This window comes from Chryseobacterium sp. DZ-32 (assembly GCF_059587025.1).
This window is the reverse complement of the sequence record NZ_JCAIOM010000001.1, coordinates 256762-274734: the sequence shown is the minus strand read 5'-3', so window position 1 is coordinate 274734 and position 17973 is coordinate 256762. Positions and strand designations below refer to the sequence as shown.

Genomic DNA, 17973 nt, shown 5'->3' with positions numbered 1-17973 from the left:
GCGGTTTTTTTATTGAATAAAGTTGATTACTTAATTTCTATACATCCCACTCTTCCTCCTGCATTTCCGGTAGGCTGAGTATGGAAATCATCTGCAGCAGCGTGTACAATAAGACCTTTTCCGATAATGTTCTTAGACTCGTCTGTACAGCCCAGACACCATTTGTCTGTCTTGAAAGTCAATGTCGCCGTTCCGTTCTGATCAGCAACCAGGTTTCCTATATCTCCCATATGGAAATGTTCGGCACCCCATTTACCATGATCATTCTTCGAAGGATTCCAGTGGCCGCCAGTAGACGTTCCGTCTGCAGCTGAGCAGTCTCCTTTTTCATGAATGTGTACGGCATGGATTCCAGGAGTAAGGTTGGTGATGTCAAGCTTCATTGTTACTTCATTTCCATTTTGAGTAAACTTCGCTGTTCCTCCTGTCTGTGTTCCGCTTTTGGCATTTACAGAATAGGTTTTTGTGGTTCCGCATGAAACGGCAAAAACTGCAAATCCCGCCAATAATGCTAATGTTTGTACTTTCATTTGTTAAATGATTTATAGTGATTTTACGATAAATTTAAAAAAGATTTTCCAAAGCGCTTTATGATCTCACTCTTTTTTAAAAAACTGGTTTAAATAATTACTGGCATAAAGCATCTTTTAACTTTAAATTCCAAAATCTTGAGATGAATAATATGTTGTTTAAAAAAAGATGAAAAAAAGCTTTATTTTAGTCGTTAAAAAGTCATTTTAATCAAGCGTTCATAGCTGGAAACCAATAGAAAATGATCATTCTTTATACATTCATCAGCGAAGAAAAACATCAGTCACGTTTAGACCGATACCTGCCTGCTTTTTCTCAGGAGGTTAATCAGAATATCCTGCGATACAGAGGATGGCAGGAGGTGCAGCTTTCTTTACTGGGAAAGGTGCTTTTACAATACGGTCTGAAAACGTATTATAATATTTCTGATGTAGAAACAGGAGTTCTTCCCAATAAAAAGCCTTACTTAAAAGACCATCATCTTCATTTTAATATATCGCATTCCAAAGAGCTTGCGGTCTGTGCTATTGCAGAATATCCTTTGGGAATAGATGTTGAATTCAGAGATACGAAGATCAATTATCAGGATTTTATATTTCAGATGACGGCCAAAGAGCTTCAGGAAATTCATGATGCTGAGGATAAAACGAAAGAATTCTTCACTTATTGGGCAAGAAAGGAAGCTGTAATAAAGGCTCATGGAGCAGGGATGATGCTTCCGCTGGATTCTTTTGAAGTGGTCAATAACGAATGCAGGATTGAAGAAGAAAAGTTCTTTACCAGAGAAATTTTTATTCATGAAGATTATCAGGGATATATTGCATCTTCAGATCAAAAAATTAAAGAAGATGTTCTTTTATTTAAACGTTTTGAAGAAGATATCTCGTGACAAAAAAAGCGAAATGACTTCCAGACAATAGCAATAAAAGACAACAGACTTTCATTCCGGAAAAATATCTTTGTAAAATAATAATTTTGAAGTGGAAGAGTATAAAAAACGGATTGTAAAAACAATTCAATATATTGATAACCATATTGATGCAGATCTTTCTCTGGAAAAAGTTTCAGAGGTAAGCGCATATTCTCCGTATCATTTTCACAGAATATTTAAGCTGGTTACGGGAGAAACCCTTCAGAATTATATTATCAGAAAGAAAATAGAGAAAAGTGCTTTCCATTTAGCGGTACATAAAAATATGGAGATCAATGAGATCTATTGGGATCTTGGTTTCTCCAATCATTCTGTTTTCTGCAAAACATTCAAAAAATATTACGGTCTCGCGCCCACAGAATTTCGCAGATCAGCACCGGAAAAATTTCACAGGATTTTACAAACACAGAGCAAGAACGGACAAGTTGATACGGTTTTCAGCCAATACATTTGCAATATTGAAAACCTGTTAAACTGGACTAAAATGAATTTAAAAATCGAAGTAAAAGAAATGCCGGAAATGAATCTGGCATCCGTAATGAGCCTGGGAATGGCCAACGTAGAACCTTCTTTTAATATCCTGATAAACTGGGCAAAAAAGAAAAACCTGTTTCCGCGGCAACATCTTAAAATGATTTCTGTTTATCACGACAGCTGTAAAATCACACCTCCCGATAAAGTCAGGATTCACGCCTGCATGCTTTTGGTTGAAAAACTTCAGCAGCAGGAGGGAGAAGTATTTTCAGAAACGTTAGAAGGCGGAAAGTACATTGTAGGAAGCGGAGAGGTGACATTGGATGATTTTGAACAATGCTGGGTTTCTTTGTTGTTATGGATGAATGAAAACAATTACACCATGAGAAGAACATTTCCTTATGAAATCTATCACTCCAATTTTAAAGAACATCCGGAAGGGAAGATGCTCGTGGATTTTTGCATTCCGGTTCATTAATTACCATTCGGGAGCAAAAGAATGCCTTTCAGTAATAATTTTTTTACAGAAAGGTATTTCTCATGCTATTTTTGATTCCAGAAAACAATAAAAATGAAAACACAAGGACAAAACATACTGTTTCTGATTCTTCTTCTCACTTCCATTATGGGATATTCCCAGGTGAAAATATCGGGGAAAGTATCCTTCAAAAACAAAGGTGTTGCCGAAGTAAATGTAACGCTCAAAGACACCTATGATGGGGCTACAACAGATGCTCAGGGTAATTTTACCTTTGAAACTTCAGAAAAAGGAGCTCATACAATTACTTTTACCCACCCGAAATATGAAAATGTAGAAAGATCAGTTTCTATTGAAAATCAAGATATATCTTTGAATATTGATCTTAAAGAACAGATCAGTGAGATTGATGCAGTAGTAGTTTCTGCAGGATCTATTGAAGCCAGTGATAAAAAAAGAGCAACAGCATTACTCACTCCCATTGATATTTATACAACGGCAGGAGCAGACGGACAGATTTCTTCGGCATTAACTTATCTTCCTGGAGTTCAAAAAGTAGGAGGAACGGAAGGTTTGTTCATCCGTGGAGGAACAGGAACCGAGTCTAAAATCTTTATGGACGGAAGCCTTATCAATAATTATTTTTCTAATTCAGTTCCGGGAATTGCGGGAAGAGATCAGTTCAATACTTCACTTTTTAAAGGAAATATCTTCTCAAGTGGTGGTTATTCTGCTCTGTACGGCCAGGCCCTTTCGGGAGCTTTAATGCTGGAAAGTGTAGATCTTCCGGAAGAAACCTCCTATAACTTTGGGATTTCACCCATTTTTCTGAGTGCAGGATTTCAAAAGTTAGGAGATAATAAAAACTATTCCTACGGTGCTACAGCAGGATATTCTCTTTTAAGTCTGATGCAGAAGGTCTTTAATTTTAATACAGACTTTGTAGAAGCTCCCCAAGGTCTTAACGGAGATCTTAATTTCAGATTTAAAACAAAATCAGGAGGCTTTTTCAAATATTACGGAATGTTCAATTCCAATAAAATGGGCGTGAGATCAGAAAGTCTTGAACCCGGATCCGATTTCAGCCTGGTAAAGCTTAACGGTAAAAATACATTTCACAACCTTTCTTTTAAACAAAAATTCGGAAAATATCTGCTTAATATGGGCGGTTCTTATTCCTACAACAGATCGGATCTTCATTTTTCTACAGAAACCAATGATATTGAATCCAACAGAAGCCAGCTTCTTACCGATGGAAATTATCTGAATTTCAAAACAGTTCTTGAAAGAAAAATAAACAGAATCAGTGCTGTAAGAGGAGGAATTGAACTGAATAATACCGATGAAAATCTGAATTTTGAAACGGTACGGAAACATTATAAAGATTTGATCTCCTCTGCTTTTGTAGAAACTGATCTTGGCTTCAGCAATGCTTTGTCAGCGAAAATAGGGGTGAGAGCAGAGCATTCTTCTTTTTTAGGAAAGGATAATATTTCGCCCCGTTTTGCGATTGCCTACCGCCTTGCAAAAGACTGGACCACTTCGTTAGCGTACGGGATTTTTTATCAGAATCCTGAAAGTAAATACATCAATGGCCCTGCCAATCTCGGTTTTCAGAAATCACAGCATTATATTTTCCAGGTTCAGAGGGCTTCAGAAGGCAGAACTTTACGTTTTGAGGCATTTTACAAGAAATACGGCCAACTGATTAAGACGTTCAATATTACCCAGAACAAAGAGCAAAATCAGCAGATTCAGGCTGCTTTAAACAATGATGGCTACGGATATGCAAAAGGACTGGAGTTTTTCTGGAGAGATAATAAAAAGACATTTGAAAATATCGATTACTGGATCAGCTACTCTTATCTGGATTCAAAAAGAGATTTCCTGAATTATCCGGTAAGCCTGCAGCCGAGCTTTGCAGCAGAACATACCCTTTCAGCAGTCGCAAAAAGATTTATTCCTGAATGGAAGCTTGGGGTCAATTTATCATATACTTATGCAAAAGGACGGCCTTATTATGACATTGCCTCCACATTTAAAGATGGAAAAGCTGTAAATTTTATCCGGGATGAAGGAACACTTAAGGATTACAACGCATTGAATTTCAGTGTCAATTATCTTCCTAATATCGGTAAAAAAGATACAAAAGCCTTTCCTGTATTTGTATTTAGCATCAGCAATATTTTAGGATCAAAGAATGTATATGGCTATAATTTTTCAGCCAATGGCTCCAGAAGCTCCGCAATTGTTCCACCTGTCAATACTTTTGTATTCATAGGAGCATTTATAAGTTTTGGAGTAGATAAAACAGATGATGCCATCAATAATAATTTATAAAAAACATATCTTAGAACAAACAAACATAACTCACTTTTAAAATTTGATATCATGAAAAAATACCTTTTAAGTTTTGCTTTAGCTTTGGTGAGCTTAACAGCTTTTGCACAGGCAGATTATGACAAAATAATGTCTGAAAAAATTGCGAAAATTGAAACCTGTAAAACCCCAGAAGATTTCCAGACTCTGGCGAATGATTTCCAGAGAATAGGAAGTAAAGAAAGCTCAAAGTGGTTACCTGCTTACTATGCAGCATTTTCTTATATCCAAAAAGGAAGAACCCTGATGAGGGACGGAAAAATGCAGGAACTGGATGGTATTGCAGATCAGGCAGAGAAAAGTCTTTCATTGGCTCAGAACCTTGCAGGAGCAGATAATGCGGAAATTCATCTGTTGAAAAAAATGTCTTATTCCCTGAGAATGATGGTAAATCCTGCCCAGCGTTATATGACAGACGGGGCAAGAGCTGCTGAGGAACTTAATATTGCAGAAAAATTAGACCCGGCAAACCCAAGAATTGCATTGATCAAAGCAGAAGATGTCTATTTTACTCCCGAACAGTACGGAGGAAGCAAAACCAAAGGATTGGAACTATTTAAAGATGCTCAGGCAAAATTTACAACATATAAGCCTAAAACAGCTTTGGACCCTAACTGGGGAAAAGGAGAAGCAGACTATTTCTTAAGCTTACCGGCAGAAAAAACAAAATAGCTTTCTCTATATTTCAAATTAATCAACCTTCATTCGTGAAGGTTTTTTTATACCATTCGGAAAGAAAAATCAGCCCTTCGGTAACAATTAATTTTTGATACCTTTAATAAAAACTAATTTTGAGTCAAGAAAACAGATCATGAAACGGAAAAACTTTATCGTACTATTCTGGGTATCACTTGCTGTCTCCATGTTTTTCTTTTTTGTCTTTACAGAAGAGAAGAATCTTGAAAACTTTTTATATACCCTGCTTATCTCTTTTATTTATTCTTTTGTATTGGGAGGAGGAAACGGGCTATTGAACAGTTTTCTGAATAAAAAAGTCCCATGGTCTGAGGCTACAACCAAAAGAGCGGTTATCAGTATTATTTCAATTATTGTCGCCAATTTTGTACTGGTCTATTTCTGCAATTATGTCAATTTTGTACTTATTCAAAAAGCAGCTACTACAGAAGAGTTTTTCCTTGGAAAATATAATTTTCTCAATTGGTTTACCATCAATATTGCGTTGTTGATTTCTGCTTTCCTGCATGCGAAAGGTTTTATGGAAGAACTGAAAAAGACTTCCAAAAAAGAAGTGGTGGAACAGAAGCTTATCGCCAAATCTGCAAATGCCCAGTTTGAAAGTTTAAAGAACCAGCTGGATCCACATTTCCTTTTCAATTCTCTGAATGTTTTAAGCTCTCTGATTGATGAAAATCCAAGACAGGCGCAAAAGTTTACCGCTTCAATGTCAAAGATTTACCGGTATGTACTTGAACAAAAAGATAAAGAGCTGGTAACGGTGGAAGATGAAATAGAATTTGCCAGAACTTATTGCGAACTTTTAAAAACAAGGTTTGAAGACAGTGTAGACTTTACTTTTGATGTCGCTAAAGATGATTATCAAAAGTATGTAGTTCCACTGGCTTTGCAGCTCTTGCTGGAAAATTGTATCAAACACAATTTTGCAACGTCATCAAAACCTTTGGTCATCAGAATTTTTTCAGACGGAAATACGCTCTGCATTGAAAATAATCTTCAGGTAAGAGAACAGATCAAAGAAAGCTCAGGAATTGGTCTGGCCAATATTGTACAGCGTTATTCCCTTATTACAGAGCGAAATGTCTTCATCGAAAAATCTGAAGATCATTTTAAAGTAAAACTTCCAATGCTCGTGGCTAAACCACAAGTTTCCATATCAAAACATGAAGATGATTCTGCAGCTTACCAACGGGCACAAAAAAGAGTAAAAGAGATTAAGAGTTTTTATATGAACCTTATTTCATACTGTACCGTAAGCGCCTTTTTAATCTTTATTAATCTTTTTACAAGCAGCAGAAATCACTGGTTCTGGTTTCCCGTACTGGGATGGGGAATAGGCGTTGCTTCCCATGCATTTCAGGTGTTTGGAGTAGGAGAATCATGGCAGGAAAAGAAGATTCGTGAAATTATGAACAAACAAAAAAAATAAGACCATGGGAAGATTTGACGAAAACGATATTGAATATCAACGTGCAAGAAGGCAGGTAGAAAGACTGCGTGGATTTTACGGACATGTATTCGCTTATATCGCAGTGAATGCTCTGATCGTTGTCTATAATTATATGCACCTGAAGCCTGGTGAAAGTTATTTTCAGTTTAAAAATTTTTTTACGGCAACTTTCTGGGGAATAGGGCTTGCAGCTCATGCGGTGACCGTTTTTCTGCCGCAGGTTAATTTTATCAGGAAATGGGAAAATAAGAAGATCAAGGAACTGATGGATAAACAGAAAGATCACTAAAAAGGAAATTTTAATCTAAAAAAATTCTTTACAATGAATACCTTATCAACGCTGTTCTACATTTCAATGGCTGCTTGGTTTCTCACGGAATTCCTTTACAAGAACATGCTGAAGTCCGGCAAAGAAGATCAAAAGAACAAGGATAAATCAACCCTGAATATCCTATGGCTGGCCATTCCTTTTTCCATTGCAAGCGCAGTATTTGTTTCTTATCAGACTCATTTTCCAATAATTGACGGTATCTGGATTTTATATCTGGGTGAACTTTTTATCGTTATAGGGATTATTGTAAGATACATGATCATCAGGTCATTGGGAAAATATTTTACAGTAGATGTAACCATCAGACAGGATCATAAAATCAAAAAAGAAGGATTTTATAAATATCTGAGACATCCTTCCTATACTTTTTCCCTGTTAACTTCTTTTGGCCTCGGTTTGTATCTCAATAACTGGCTTTCATTAGTCTTTGCTTTTGTTCCTCCGTTTTTAGCCTTTGCCTACAGGATTAAAATTGAAGAACAGGCCTTGATAGAAGAGTTTGGGGATGAATATATTGAATACAGAAAAAGCACCAAAAAATTGATCCCTTTTATCTATTAATTACAGGTTTTTACAGTTCAGACAGCATAATCTACCATTCGGTCACATAAAATTGATTCGTGGCACTTTCCTGAGCTACCTTTGACTCAAGAAAAAACAAATCAACTTTTAAACAAATCATTATGGAAATTTTACCTGACAAAGAAACAATAGCTTACAGAAAAGCTTCAAGGAGAGTGAAAGACCTGAAAGAATTTTATGGAAACCTTACCTCGTACTGTATCATTATTCCTTTTTTAGCAATACTGAATATTGTAACTGCTCCCGGATATTTATGGTTTTTATGGCCTGCACTTGGATGGGGAGTAGGAATTGCATTTCATGCCATAAGCGTATTCGGAATTGGTAAAAGCTGGGAAGAAAGAAAAATCAGAGAACTGATGGAGAAGGATGAAAAACAGAAAATAAAAACACTATAAACAATAACATAAAAACTTATAATATCATGGATTACGATACTGCCCACACAAGAACCAACAATATCAGAAAATTCTATAAAAGCCTTTTTATATTTGCCTTATTTGCCGTTCTGATCATTCCTGATGATATTTTTGGCGAAAAGATGATTAGCTTTCATTGGTTTGACCGATATACCATCCTTGGAATCTGGGGATTTATAATTCTGGTAAAAGCTGCAAAACTATTTCTCTTTGATTCCGAATGGGAAAAGGACATGATTGAAAAAGAACTCAGAAAAGAGAAAAAAACGATAAATTATTAAAATCTGTCCACTTTTATATAAATTTATTTCCTAAAATCTGAAAACTAAAACTTAAACTCAATGATCAAAACTGTTATTATAGAAGATGAAAAACCTGCTTCAAGGAAATTGGAGAGAATGCTGAGTAACTTTCCTGAAATAGAGATCGTTGCCAAAATAGAATCGGTGGAAGAAGGTGTTGCCTGGTTTTCTGAAAACGAACATCCGCAGCTGATCTTTTCAGATATTGTTTTGGGGGACGGACTGTCTTTTGATATCTTTGAAAAAGCACCAACCAAAGGTTTCATTATCTATACAACAGCATTTGACCAATATACCCTGAAAGCCTTTAAGCTGAACAGTATTGATTATCTTTTGAAACCTATTCTTGATGAAGATCTGGAAGGAGCAGTGGAGAAATTTAAATCTTTCATTCCTGCCAGCGATACCAATGGTTCTCAGGATATCAAACAGTTAATCCGAAAAGAAAAGTCTACGCTTTCCAGAGTTCTGGTGAAAATAGGATACAACCTTAAGATTATTCAGACTCAGGAAATAAGCTGCTTTTTCAGTGAGAATAAAATCGTTTATCTTCAGACGGAAGACCGTACCTATCCATCAGATTTTACACTTGATGAGCTGGAAGATGTACTCGATGAGAAAAAGTTTTTCCGGGTGAACAGACAGTTTATTATCAGTTCGGATTATATCAAAAACATCCATACTTCGCCTTACTATAAGGTGGACCTTGAGTTTCAGCCTGAAGAAGAAATAACGGTCAGCAGAGACCGTGTGAAAGATTTTAAAGACTGGTTGGTCAGTTGATAAAGATTAACTTAAAAACAAACACCATGGATCTTATTCTATTTATTTTTAAACTATTTCTCTCTCTATTTTATCCCTGAAAAATTAATCATCAGGCATTATAGAAATCACTGGCAGATTGTACAAACTGGTGGAATGCGTCGGTAACTTCTTTTGAATGCTTGTGGGTAAGCGGAAATGGAACCATATGGGAATATTCAAAGGGGAAATCTTTGATTTCAATATCTACATTGATGTTCCTGTAGCCACCCTGCAGCGTATTGAGTGCTTCTATCGGAGGAGCTACACTGTCTTTCTCTAATACATAAGCCTTGATCTGAGATTGGATTTCCTGAATTCTTTCTTCTCTTTCCTTCTGGAAATAATTGTAGCGGAGCATTTTTTTGAACCAGCTTTCCTGTGGATGCAATGCTTCATTCTGATAATGTTTCAGACGTGAATCTGACTTAAAATCAGAGCTCAACAGTTCCGTAAAAACAGATTGCATTTTAACTGTTGCCTGAGTATCCATGATGTATTTGGATATAGGAAACATCCTGTCGATCGTCATTCCTCCACAAAAACAAAATACTTTTGATCGGGTAAAATAATGATGAGGATCAGCCATTTTGATAATTAAAGCAAGAAATGATCCTATAGAATACCCAAATAAATCCAGATCTGCTTCTGGAGAAATACCCTTTATTTTACCCTTTTTAATATCTTTTACCACTTCTGTAATATCAGAATAGGTCTGTAGCCCGGACCAGAATATTCTTTGCGGATGCGCTTCCAGTCTGGAACTTATCGCAGCATTTACATAGGAATAATTCATGTTTTCCGGATACTTTTTTTTCCTGAAATTAACCACTTCCATCATGTGACGGCGGTCACTCCAGATAGGTTCTGCTCGATCCATATGAAACGCAATAGGGAACAGTATGATGGCCTTTTGTGTTTTTTGGGCCAATTCATACGCCCATGGCAAATATTTATCCCATTTCTTTTCATTCAGTCCATGGAAAAAAAACAAAGCTCCTTCGGCTGTTTCTATATCTGCCCGCTTCAGGATATGATATTCAAATCTTTTATTGCATTCAATATCAAAATCTTTGATGTCTACAGCAGGTTGGTTGTACAAGAGATAACCATTTTTGTTGATTTCTAGGGTTTGCTGATGTTTGTTGCACTGTTGTTTCTCTGAGCCATAAAGCAGATCACATACCTTGGATTCAAAAGGAATTGATTCAATGCTTACATTCAGTTCCTGAAGTTCAGCCCTGTCTTTTTCGGAATCAAAATGATTTTTCAAAACTTCATACAATTCATAATATTCCATAGCAAGACGATTGAAGGGTTTATATTTAGAACCATCAAGTTAGAGAATTATTGCGGTAATGAATTGATTTTTAAGGTTTAAATATATTCCAGGCATAAGAGAAATACAATAAACCCCGAAATAGTCTTATTCCGGGGCCATGGTATAGAGATTGATGATGATGTTTATTGTTGAATTATTTTTTGTCCGATAATCTTTATTTTTTTTAACTATCTGTAATCTATTCTGTTAGATTCGGTATCTTCAAGTTGTTTAACAATTGATTCAGGTATTTCGTCACTGTCAATGGGAAAACTGATGGAATCAGAAATGAAGTTTTTTCTGTCCGCTTTTCTGAAGATTTCAAATAAAGCAATCGGCTCCTGATTGAAACTAATGCAGGTGCTTATAAAGTGGATTTCGTGGAGTTTATAGTCTGGGTTCTTAAGTTTTTCTTTAATATCCTTTATCCTTGAAATGAAATGTCTCTGACGAATAAAAGTATTGCTGTTCATGATGATGAAAACATAATCAGAATAGGCGGTTACTTTTCCAAAGTATTTGTGATGATCACCACCGCTTCTTTCAATAAAATATTCTCCTGTGGTTTCCGACTTATAAATTTCCATGGCAGAACGCCATATGCGGTCTTCTTTTGCCATCAAAGGATTATCGGGCAGATTTCTGTTATAAGAATACCAGCACCCTACTAAACGGTCTAAAAGAGCGGTATTCATATTGGTATTATTCATATCAATCCTTAGATCATTAAAATTGAATGCTTCCGTATTTGAATTTATGAAATCTATGTAATTGGAATATCCCAAAACTTTGACAATTAAACTCAGTTTAGCAAGGTTGGGTCTGCTTAAAACTGCATTCTCGTTCTGTTTGAATTTTTTCAGTTTATTGATGATCAGATGCTCATACAGATAATTTGTTCCCAGAATATCAGGTTCTTTTTTAATCTCTTTTTCTGAATGATCATTGATAATCAGTTCATTCAGTTCAGCGCTTATATAAGACCATTCGGTTTTGGTCACATCTTCCCAATGGTTTTTCTTTAAAAATTGCCGGCTTAAGAAATTCATAAGCTTTTCAAGATGCAGGATATCTTCCTTTTTCATGGTGTTTATTTATAAGACTAATTTAAGATTTTTATCAAACTAAAAAAGATTTTTTAAAGACTTTTATATTGTATAATCCCTTGATATTTGAGTAGAAAAACAAAAATCAAAACAATGGAAACAAAAATGCTATTACAAGATGAGTCTCTTTGGAACAGGATACAGGAATTTTCTCTGGATGCTCCGGGAGTTGATTTCCCTTTTTCAAAAAAGCTGGCCAAAGAAGAACGCTGGAGTCTTGATTTCGCAAGAAAAGCAATTGAAGAATACAAAAAGTTCGTGTATCTCTGCTGTATTCTTCCCCACGGAGCTTCTCCCAGTAACATCGTTGACAAGGTTTGGCATATGCATCTGATTTATACGCAGAATTATTGGGAGGAATTCTGTCCCCATATCTTAAAAAGACCTCTTCATCATCATCCTTCCAAAGGAGGCTCTGCGGAAAAAGAAAGACATCAGAACTGGTTTGAAGATACTTTAACAAGTTATTGGCAGATATTCAGGCAGGAAGCACCCGAAGAAATCTGGAGAGAGAGTAAGAAAAAGTCAACATTGCAATCCTGGCTTAGAAAAACGGCCTTCTTTGCTCCAATATTGGTGTTATTGCTTTTATTTTCGTGTACAGAAGGAGATAACTTTTCGGGGTTAATGGTTACTGGAGTTGTATTCGGGATTATTTTCATTCTGGGAACTATCGTTTCAATCATAGGAGATCAGGAGGTTTCTGACCATAACAGAAAAGATAAGCAAAATAATGACGGAGGAAGTTGTGGTGGCTCAAGCTGCAGCGGAGGAGGCGGCTGCGGTGGTTGCGGTGGATGTGGAGGCTGTGGTGGATAATAAAACTCATCATTATGAAAAAACTCATCATTCATTCAGCTCCGGTTGTGATAGGCTTTACATGGCTTATGACAGTTCATCAGACATTTAATCCGGTTATTCTTAAAGGACCTGACTTTTTGAAGTTCTATGTCATTCTGGTTCTAGGATTTTACGCTTCGTTTTTTATGCTAAATTCTTTGAAAGAAACCATTTCGGGAACGACAATTTATTTCGCAGGATTTATTTTCTTGTTGGGAATTATCAAGCTTATCAGAGGGTTCTTGTTGGGAAAACCTGTTGGGTTTCTTGTTATGATCTTAATAGCAGAATGTATTGTTACATTGATTTTTATCTCAGGTCATGTCAATGAAAAGATAAAGTAAAACTTATTATTAAAAACAAACCCGAAACAAAAATGTTCCGGGCTTTATCATGTACTGTTGATATTAAATATCTTTCTTTTCTTCTTTTACGGGCTTATAGCCATATTTCCGAACCATAACGGAAGTCAGGACTACCAAAATAAGACTGATCGCAATATTGGAGTTTTCAGGATGTACAATGGCCTGATAAAGATTATAACCGAAAATAGAGGATACAACCGCAATCAGAATATTGTTTACATAAGCATACTGGTTTTTTGTAGATGTTTTCATAGTAGTATTTTTTATTGTTATTTACTCAGTAAGTATGATAACTTAAAAAACGTTACAGAAAAATTTCAAAAAAATATTTTCTTTAAAAAAACAATCTCAATGACCCGAATCCCGTACCCCGAAACTCTTATGAAATAACACCACTGCCGATCAGCTCCTCATCAATATACCATGATGCAAACTGTCCCTCAGCAATAGCAGACTGAAGTTCGTCAAATTCAATATAAAAAGCATTTTCAAACTGATACAGTGTTGCTTTCTGCAAAGGCTGTCTGTATCTGAATCTGGCCATTACTTCCATAGATCCTCCGTTCTGAAGCCTCAAATCTTCACGTACCCAGTGCAGTTCAGAATTATCAATTTTCAGAGCTTTTTTATGAAGTCCCGGGAAATGGCTTCCTTCTCCTACGAAAAGAATGTTGTTTTCCATATCTCTGGAGATGATAAAACAGCTTTCTTTGTGTCCGCCTATACCAAGGCCTTTACTTTGTCCGATCGTGAAAAACTGGGCACCCTGATGTTTCCCGATTACTTTTCCGTCAGATTTTTTATAATGGATTTTTCGTGATAAAAACTCAAGTTCTTCTTCTTTGGATGAGAATTCAGGTTTTTCTTCCGAAAATAGAGGAGAATCTTTGAAAATTTCTACGATTTCCCCTTCATTGGGTTTTAATTGCTGTTGTAAAAACTGGGGAAGGCTTACTTTTCCGATAAAACATAATCCCTGAGAATCTTTTTTATCTGCCGTTACCAGTCCGATTTCTTTTGCAATTTCTCTTACCTGAGGCTTTGTAAGTTCTCCAATTGGGAATAACGCTTTTGAAAGCTGATCCTGGCTTAGCTGGCAAAGGAAATAAGACTGATCTTTATTGTTGTCTTTTCCTGCAAGAAGGTGGAAAATTTCTTTACCGTTTTTATCAAAAGTAGAATTTACCCTTGCATAATGTCCTGTTGCTACCTTATCGGCACCCAAAGACATTGCGGTCTTCATAAAAACATCAAATTTTACTTCTCTGTTACATAATACATCAGGGTTGGGAGTTCTGCCTTTTTCATATTCGGCAAACATATAGTCAACGATACGCTCCTTGTAAAGTTCACTCATGTCTATCACCTGGAAAGGAATTCCAAGTTTTTGTGCTACCATAAGGGCATCATTACTGTCCTCAATCCAGGGACATTCATCTTCTAATGTTACGGAAGCATCGTTCCAGTTTCTCATAAATAAAGCCACTACGTCATGGCCTTGCTGCTGCAGCAAATACGCTGTAACACTAGAATCTACACCTCCGGAGAGGCCTACTACTACTTTCATTGTATTCAATTTTACGAAACTCTTAACGGGAGTTCTTAGTTTGATGTGGCAAAAATACAATTAAAAAATTCGTAAAAAAACCATAATTTTAAACATTGATAAAAACGATAGAGCTATATGTCATCTTTTTATCAACCTCTGCAAATGAAAACAGATGAGAATATAATTGTAACACCAAAAATATAACATATGAAAAAGTTTATTATTTCTATGATGCTGATAAGCTCAGGATCAGCATTTTCCCAAATTTCAGTAGGTGCACCGGTACAGGAAAGCAGTAAATGGACTTTCGGAGGAGGTATTGGATTAGGATTTGGAAGCAACAGTGCCTTTAATCTGTCGGCTTCACCAAGAGTAGGATACAGGTTTACAGATGATTTTGAAGGAGGTGTGGTAGGAAGTGTTTCGTGGCAGACTTCTGATTACTATAAATCTACTATGTTTGGAGTAGGTCCTTTTGTCAATTACTATTTTGCCAGATCATTTTATGTGGGAGCCAACTATCAGCATTATTTTGTTGATTACAAAGATAAATACTACGATTATAAATACAATACAGAAGAAAATGCATTGTACCTTGGAGGAGGATATATGCAGCGGATCGGGAATAACTCCTTTATGCAGCTGGGTTTAATGTACAATGTGCTTTGGAAACAGAATTCCAGTGTATTTTCCAGCGGTTTGATCCCAACTATTGGTTTTGTGGTGGGACTTTAAGGGTTCATTTATCAATAGGAAAGGGCTTTAGCCCGTTTAGTCAGAAAACAAAATTCATCCGGCTTCAGCCAAAGCTTATAAAACAAAAATCCCCGGGAAACTTCCCGGGGATTTTCTATTTGAAATTAAACTATTTATTTAATTAAGATTGAGAAGACTTTTCAGCCGATTTTTTCGCTTTCTGCGTTTTCCCGATCAGTCCGTCTTTTGCTTCATTAAGATCAAGAATTACAGTTTCTCCTTCGCTCAATTGCTTGTTTACCAGCATTTCTGCCAATAAGTCTTCAATATACTTCTGGATCGCACGTTTCAATGGTCTTGCTCCGAAATCTTTATCCCATCCTTTTTCAGAAATAAAGTCTTTTGCTTCTTCAGTAAGATCCACTTTATATCCTAATTTTTCAAGTCTGCCATAAAGCTTATTCAGTTCAATATCAATGATTTTCTTGATATCATCCTGTACAAGGGAGTTGAAGATCACAATATCATCAATTCTGTTTAAGAATTCCGGTGCAAATGCTTTTTTAAGGGCATTTTCAATCGTACTTCTTGCTCTAGAGTCTGAAGTGGTTTTCTTCGCAGAAGTTCCGAATCCTACACCGTCTCCGAAATCTTTAAGATCTCTTGTTCCGATGTTTGAAGTCAGAATAATGATGGTATTTCTAAAATCAATTTTTCTTCCTAAGCTGTCTGTAACGTGTCCTTCATCCAAAATCTGCAACAGAATATTGAATACATCAGGGTGAGCTTTTTCAATCTCATCCAAAAGAACCACTGCGTAAGGCTTTCTTCTTACCGCTTCTGTCAGCTGACCTCCTTCTTCGTATCCAACGTATCCCGGAGGTGCACCAACCAATCTCGAAACCGCGAATTTCTCCATGTATTCACTCATGTCAATTCTGATCAGAGATTCATCGGATTCGAATAGTTCTCTTGCCATTACCTTCGCCAATTCGGTTTTACCAACCCCGGTTGTTCCAAGGAAAATAAAGGTGCCAATAGGGCGGTTAGGATCTTTAAGACCTGCTCTGTTTCTCTGAATAGCTTTCACTACTTTCTTCACAGCATCTTCCTGGCCGATTACTTTTCCGTTCAGTTTCTCGTCCATTTGGGCCAACTTGTCAAGCTCGTTCTTACCAACTTTCGTTACAGGAACTCCGCTCATCATAGAAACCACTTCCGCTACATTTTCTTCCGTTACGGTTTCTTTTTTCTCTTTTACATCCTTATCCCATTTTTCCTGAGCCGAGTTAAGTTCCATCTGAAGACGTTCCTCTTCATCTTTCAGCTTTCTTGCTTCAAGGTAGTCCTGCGCTTTTACAGCCTTCTGTTTCAGTTCCTTGATATCTTCGATTTTCTTTTCAAATTCAATGATTTCAGTAGGAACTTTCATGTTTTTGATATAAACACGGGATCCGGCTTCGTCCATTGCATCAATTGCTTTGTCCGGTAAGAAACGGTCTGTTATATATCTTGATGTCAAATTGACACACGCCGCAATCGCTTCAGGTGTATAAATGACATTGTGATGTTCTTCATACTTATCTTTGATCTGGTTCAGAATCTGAATGGTTTCATCAATAGAAGTCGGTTCCACCATTACTTTCTGGAATCTTCTTTCTAAAGCTCCGTCTTTTTCAATGTACTGACGGTACTCATCCAGAGTAGTTGCTCCGATGCATTGAATTTCACCTCTTGCCAAAGCCGGTTTGAACATATTGGAAGCATCTAAACTTCCGGTAGAACTTCCAGCTCCTACAATGGTATGAAGCTCATCAATAAATAAGATGACATCCCTGTTTTTCTCCAGTTCCGTCATGATGGCCTTCATTCTTTCCTCAAACTGACCACGGTACTTAGTTCCGGCAACTAAACTTGCCAGGTCTAAAGTGATCACACGTTTTCCGTAAAGAACTCTCGACACTTTTTTCTGTTGAATTCTTAATGCTAAACCTTCAGCGATCGCAGATTTACCAACTCCAGGCTCCCCGATAAGAAGCGGGTTGTTCTTCTTTCTACGCGATAAGATCTGAGAAACTCTCTCAATTTCTTTTTCACGACCGATCACAGGGTCCAGTTTTCCGTCTCTGGCCAAAGAAGTAAGGTCTCTACCAAAGTTGTCCAATGTAGGGGTTTTACTTTTTGCAGAACCTAGATTTCCTGTAGGTTTTCTCATTTGCTCAAATTCCTCTCTCTCATCATCATCATCGTAAGCACTCATCTGTGGAGACTGGCCTGAATTTTTAAGCATAGTCTGGTACTCTCTTGAAACTCCTTCGTAGTCGATGTCATAAGCTCCCAGAATATTTGAAGTAGGGTCCTCATATTTATAAAGAATACCTAAAAGCAGGTGAACGGTATTAATTTCATTGCTTTTATACTGTCGGCATTCTAACTCTGCACGTTTGATCGCATGATCTGCCATCTTAGTGAAAGAAATATTGGTAACCTCCTCAGAAATAGGATTAAGACTTGCTGTATTTAAAGTTTCAATTTTTCTTCTGATTTGTGTTAAATCCGCATTAAGGTTTTGAAGGATTTCTTTTGCAGAGTTTTCCGTTTTTATAATACCTAAAAGTAGATGTTCTGTATTAAGAAATTCACTTTTCAGCCTTTTAGCTTCGCTTTTGCTTTGTTTGAACACCTGGCTCAAACCTTGTGAAAACTTATAATCCATAATATA

The 17973-nt window shown here is 36.6% G+C and carries 19 protein-coding genes; 13 read left to right on the top strand and 6 right to left on the bottom strand.

Features of this window, described 5'->3' with window-relative positions; translation table 11 throughout:
* Positions 1–26 precede the first annotated feature (26 nt).
* Positions 27–530 carry a superoxide dismutase family protein gene (locus AC59HC_RS01290; RefSeq protein WP_202842135.1) on the bottom strand — a complete coding sequence of 168 codons (504 nt, stop codon included), beginning with the start codon at positions 528–530 and terminating at the stop codon, positions 27–29.
* A 242-nt stretch (positions 531–772) separates the two neighbouring features.
* Here AC59HC_RS01290 and AC59HC_RS01285 point away from each other — a divergent pair, with 242 nt between their 5' ends.
* From AC59HC_RS01285 to AC59HC_RS01240, 10 genes are all read left to right on the top strand, one after another.
* Complete coding sequence (locus tag AC59HC_RS01285) at positions 773–1420, top strand: 4'-phosphopantetheinyl transferase family protein (RefSeq protein WP_496557855.1); 648 nt, start codon at positions 773–775, stop codon at positions 1418–1420.
* Between the two features lie 91 nt (positions 1421–1511).
* Positions 1512–2414, top strand: a complete 903-nt coding sequence (locus tag AC59HC_RS01280) for an AraC family transcriptional regulator (RefSeq protein ID WP_496557854.1) — start codon at positions 1512–1514, stop codon at positions 2412–2414.
* A gap of 93 nt (positions 2415–2507) precedes the next feature.
* The gene (locus AC59HC_RS01275; protein WP_496557853.1) at positions 2508–4754 is read left to right on the top strand and encodes a TonB-dependent receptor; all 2247 of its coding nucleotides are present in this window, start codon (positions 2508–2510) and stop codon (positions 4752–4754) included.
* Between the two features lie 51 nt (positions 4755–4805).
* Positions 4806–5465 carry a hypothetical protein gene (locus AC59HC_RS01270; RefSeq protein ID WP_496557852.1) on the top strand — a complete coding sequence of 220 codons (660 nt, stop codon included), beginning with the start codon at positions 4806–4808 and terminating at the stop codon, positions 5463–5465.
* Between the two features lie 139 nt (positions 5466–5604).
* Positions 5605–6918 carry a 2TM domain-containing protein gene (locus AC59HC_RS01265; RefSeq protein WP_496557851.1) on the top strand — a complete coding sequence of 438 codons (1314 nt, stop codon included), beginning with the start codon at positions 5605–5607 and terminating at the stop codon, positions 6916–6918.
* Positions 6919–6922: 4 nt separating this feature from the next.
* Positions 6923–7228 carry a 2TM domain-containing protein gene (locus AC59HC_RS01260; protein ID WP_496557850.1) on the top strand — a complete coding sequence of 102 codons (306 nt, stop codon included), beginning with the start codon at positions 6923–6925 and terminating at the stop codon, positions 7226–7228.
* Positions 7229–7261: 33 nt separating this feature from the next.
* Complete coding sequence (locus AC59HC_RS01255) at positions 7262–7831, top strand: methyltransferase family protein (protein WP_395972093.1); 570 nt, start codon at positions 7262–7264, stop codon at positions 7829–7831.
* A gap of 122 nt (positions 7832–7953) precedes the next feature.
* Positions 7954–8250 carry a 2TM domain-containing protein gene (locus AC59HC_RS01250; protein ID WP_202842121.1) on the top strand — a complete coding sequence of 99 codons (297 nt, stop codon included), beginning with the start codon at positions 7954–7956 and terminating at the stop codon, positions 8248–8250.
* Between the two features lie 26 nt (positions 8251–8276).
* Complete coding sequence (locus tag AC59HC_RS01245) at positions 8277–8552, top strand: 2TM domain-containing protein (RefSeq protein ID WP_062672865.1); 276 nt, start codon at positions 8277–8279, stop codon at positions 8550–8552.
* A gap of 60 nt (positions 8553–8612) precedes the next feature.
* Positions 8613–9356, top strand: coding sequence for a LytR/AlgR family response regulator transcription factor (locus AC59HC_RS01240; RefSeq protein ID WP_429811819.1), 744 nt, complete (start codon positions 8613–8615; stop codon positions 9354–9356).
* A gap of 91 nt (positions 9357–9447) precedes the next feature.
* Here AC59HC_RS01240 and AC59HC_RS01235 read toward each other — a convergent pair whose 3' ends face one another.
* Both AC59HC_RS01235 and AC59HC_RS01230 read right to left on the bottom strand, forming a co-directional pair.
* Entirely contained in the window at positions 9448–10674 is a 1227-nt protein-coding gene (locus AC59HC_RS01235; RefSeq protein ID WP_202842119.1) for a DUF6051 family protein, read from the bottom strand.
* A gap of 209 nt (positions 10675–10883) precedes the next feature.
* Positions 10884–11780, bottom strand: a complete 897-nt coding sequence (locus tag AC59HC_RS01230) for a hypothetical protein (protein WP_343643828.1) — start codon at positions 11778–11780, stop codon at positions 10884–10886.
* Positions 11781–11894: 114 nt separating this feature from the next.
* On the opposite strand from AC59HC_RS01230, the gene AC59HC_RS01225 reads away from it, so the two are divergent.
* Both AC59HC_RS01225 and AC59HC_RS01220 read left to right on the top strand, forming a co-directional pair.
* Positions 11895–12620, top strand: a complete 726-nt coding sequence (locus AC59HC_RS01225; RefSeq protein WP_496557849.1) for a glycine-rich domain-containing protein — start codon at positions 11895–11897, stop codon at positions 12618–12620.
* Positions 12621–12634: 14 nt separating this feature from the next.
* A complete protein-coding gene (locus AC59HC_RS01220) occupies positions 12635–12985 on the top strand; it encodes a hypothetical protein (RefSeq protein WP_496557848.1) in 351 nt (116 codons plus the stop codon).
* Between the two features lie 63 nt (positions 12986–13048).
* Here AC59HC_RS01220 and AC59HC_RS01215 read toward each other — a convergent pair whose 3' ends face one another.
* Both AC59HC_RS01215 and mnmA read right to left on the bottom strand, forming a co-directional pair.
* Positions 13049–13258 carry a hypothetical protein gene (locus AC59HC_RS01215; protein WP_110008985.1) on the bottom strand — a complete coding sequence of 70 codons (210 nt, stop codon included), beginning with the start codon at positions 13256–13258 and terminating at the stop codon, positions 13049–13051.
* 127 nt (positions 13259–13385) lie between these two features.
* Positions 13386–14573: a tRNA 2-thiouridine(34) synthase MnmA gene (gene mnmA / locus AC59HC_RS01210; protein WP_496557847.1), complete on the bottom strand. Its 1188-nt coding sequence runs from the start codon at positions 14571–14573 to the stop codon at positions 13386–13388.
* A 189-nt stretch (positions 14574–14762) separates the two neighbouring features.
* Here mnmA and AC59HC_RS01205 point away from each other — a divergent pair, with 189 nt between their 5' ends.
* Positions 14763–15290, top strand: coding sequence for a hypothetical protein (locus AC59HC_RS01205; RefSeq protein WP_343643823.1), 528 nt, complete (start codon positions 14763–14765; stop codon positions 15288–15290).
* Between the two features lie 142 nt (positions 15291–15432).
* Here AC59HC_RS01205 and AC59HC_RS01200 read toward each other — a convergent pair whose 3' ends face one another.
* The gene (locus AC59HC_RS01200) at positions 15433–17967 is read right to left on the bottom strand and encodes an ATP-dependent Clp protease ATP-binding subunit (protein ID WP_496557846.1); all 2535 of its coding nucleotides are present in this window, start codon (positions 17965–17967) and stop codon (positions 15433–15435) included.
* Between the last annotated feature and the right edge of the window lie 6 nt (positions 17968–17973).

Coding starts and splice junctions, on each gene's coding strand:
- AC59HC_RS01240 (WP_429811819.1), top strand. CDS start 8,613: ATGATCAAAACTGTTATTATAGAAGATGAAAAACCTGCTTCAAGGAAA.
- AC59HC_RS01200 (WP_496557846.1), bottom strand. CDS start 17,967: ATGGATTATAAGTTTTCACAAGGTTTGAGCCAGGTGTTCAAACAAAGC.
- AC59HC_RS01285 (WP_496557855.1), top strand. CDS start 773: ATGATCATTCTTTATACATTCATCAGCGAAGAAAAACATCAGTCACGT.
- AC59HC_RS01205 (WP_343643823.1), top strand. CDS start 14,763: ATGAAAAAGTTTATTATTTCTATGATGCTGATAAGCTCAGGATCAGCA.
- AC59HC_RS01255 (WP_395972093.1), top strand. CDS start 7,262: ATGAATACCTTATCAACGCTGTTCTACATTTCAATGGCTGCTTGGTTT.
- AC59HC_RS01215 (WP_110008985.1), bottom strand. CDS start 13,258: ATGAAAACATCTACAAAAAACCAGTATGCTTATGTAAACAATATTCTG.
- mnmA (WP_496557847.1), bottom strand. CDS start 14,573: ATGAAAGTAGTAGTAGGCCTCTCCGGAGGTGTAGATTCTAGTGTTACA.
- AC59HC_RS01225 (WP_496557849.1), top strand. CDS start 11,895: ATGGAAACAAAAATGCTATTACAAGATGAGTCTCTTTGGAACAGGATA.
- AC59HC_RS01275 (WP_496557853.1), top strand. CDS start 2,508: ATGAAAACACAAGGACAAAACATACTGTTTCTGATTCTTCTTCTCACT.
- AC59HC_RS01260 (WP_496557850.1), top strand. CDS start 6,923: ATGGGAAGATTTGACGAAAACGATATTGAATATCAACGTGCAAGAAGG.
- AC59HC_RS01245 (WP_062672865.1), top strand. CDS start 8,277: ATGGATTACGATACTGCCCACACAAGAACCAACAATATCAGAAAATTC.
- AC59HC_RS01270 (WP_496557852.1), top strand. CDS start 4,806: ATGAAAAAATACCTTTTAAGTTTTGCTTTAGCTTTGGTGAGCTTAACA.
- AC59HC_RS01290 (WP_202842135.1), bottom strand. CDS start 530: ATGAAAGTACAAACATTAGCATTATTGGCGGGATTTGCAGTTTTTGCC.
- AC59HC_RS01220 (WP_496557848.1), top strand. CDS start 12,635: ATGAAAAAACTCATCATTCATTCAGCTCCGGTTGTGATAGGCTTTACA.
- AC59HC_RS01230 (WP_343643828.1), bottom strand. CDS start 11,780: ATGAAAAAGGAAGATATCCTGCATCTTGAAAAGCTTATGAATTTCTTA.
- AC59HC_RS01250 (WP_202842121.1), top strand. CDS start 7,954: ATGGAAATTTTACCTGACAAAGAAACAATAGCTTACAGAAAAGCTTCA.
- AC59HC_RS01235 (WP_202842119.1), bottom strand. CDS start 10,674: ATGGAATATTATGAATTGTATGAAGTTTTGAAAAATCATTTTGATTCC.
- AC59HC_RS01265 (WP_496557851.1), top strand. CDS start 5,605: ATGAAACGGAAAAACTTTATCGTACTATTCTGGGTATCACTTGCTGTC.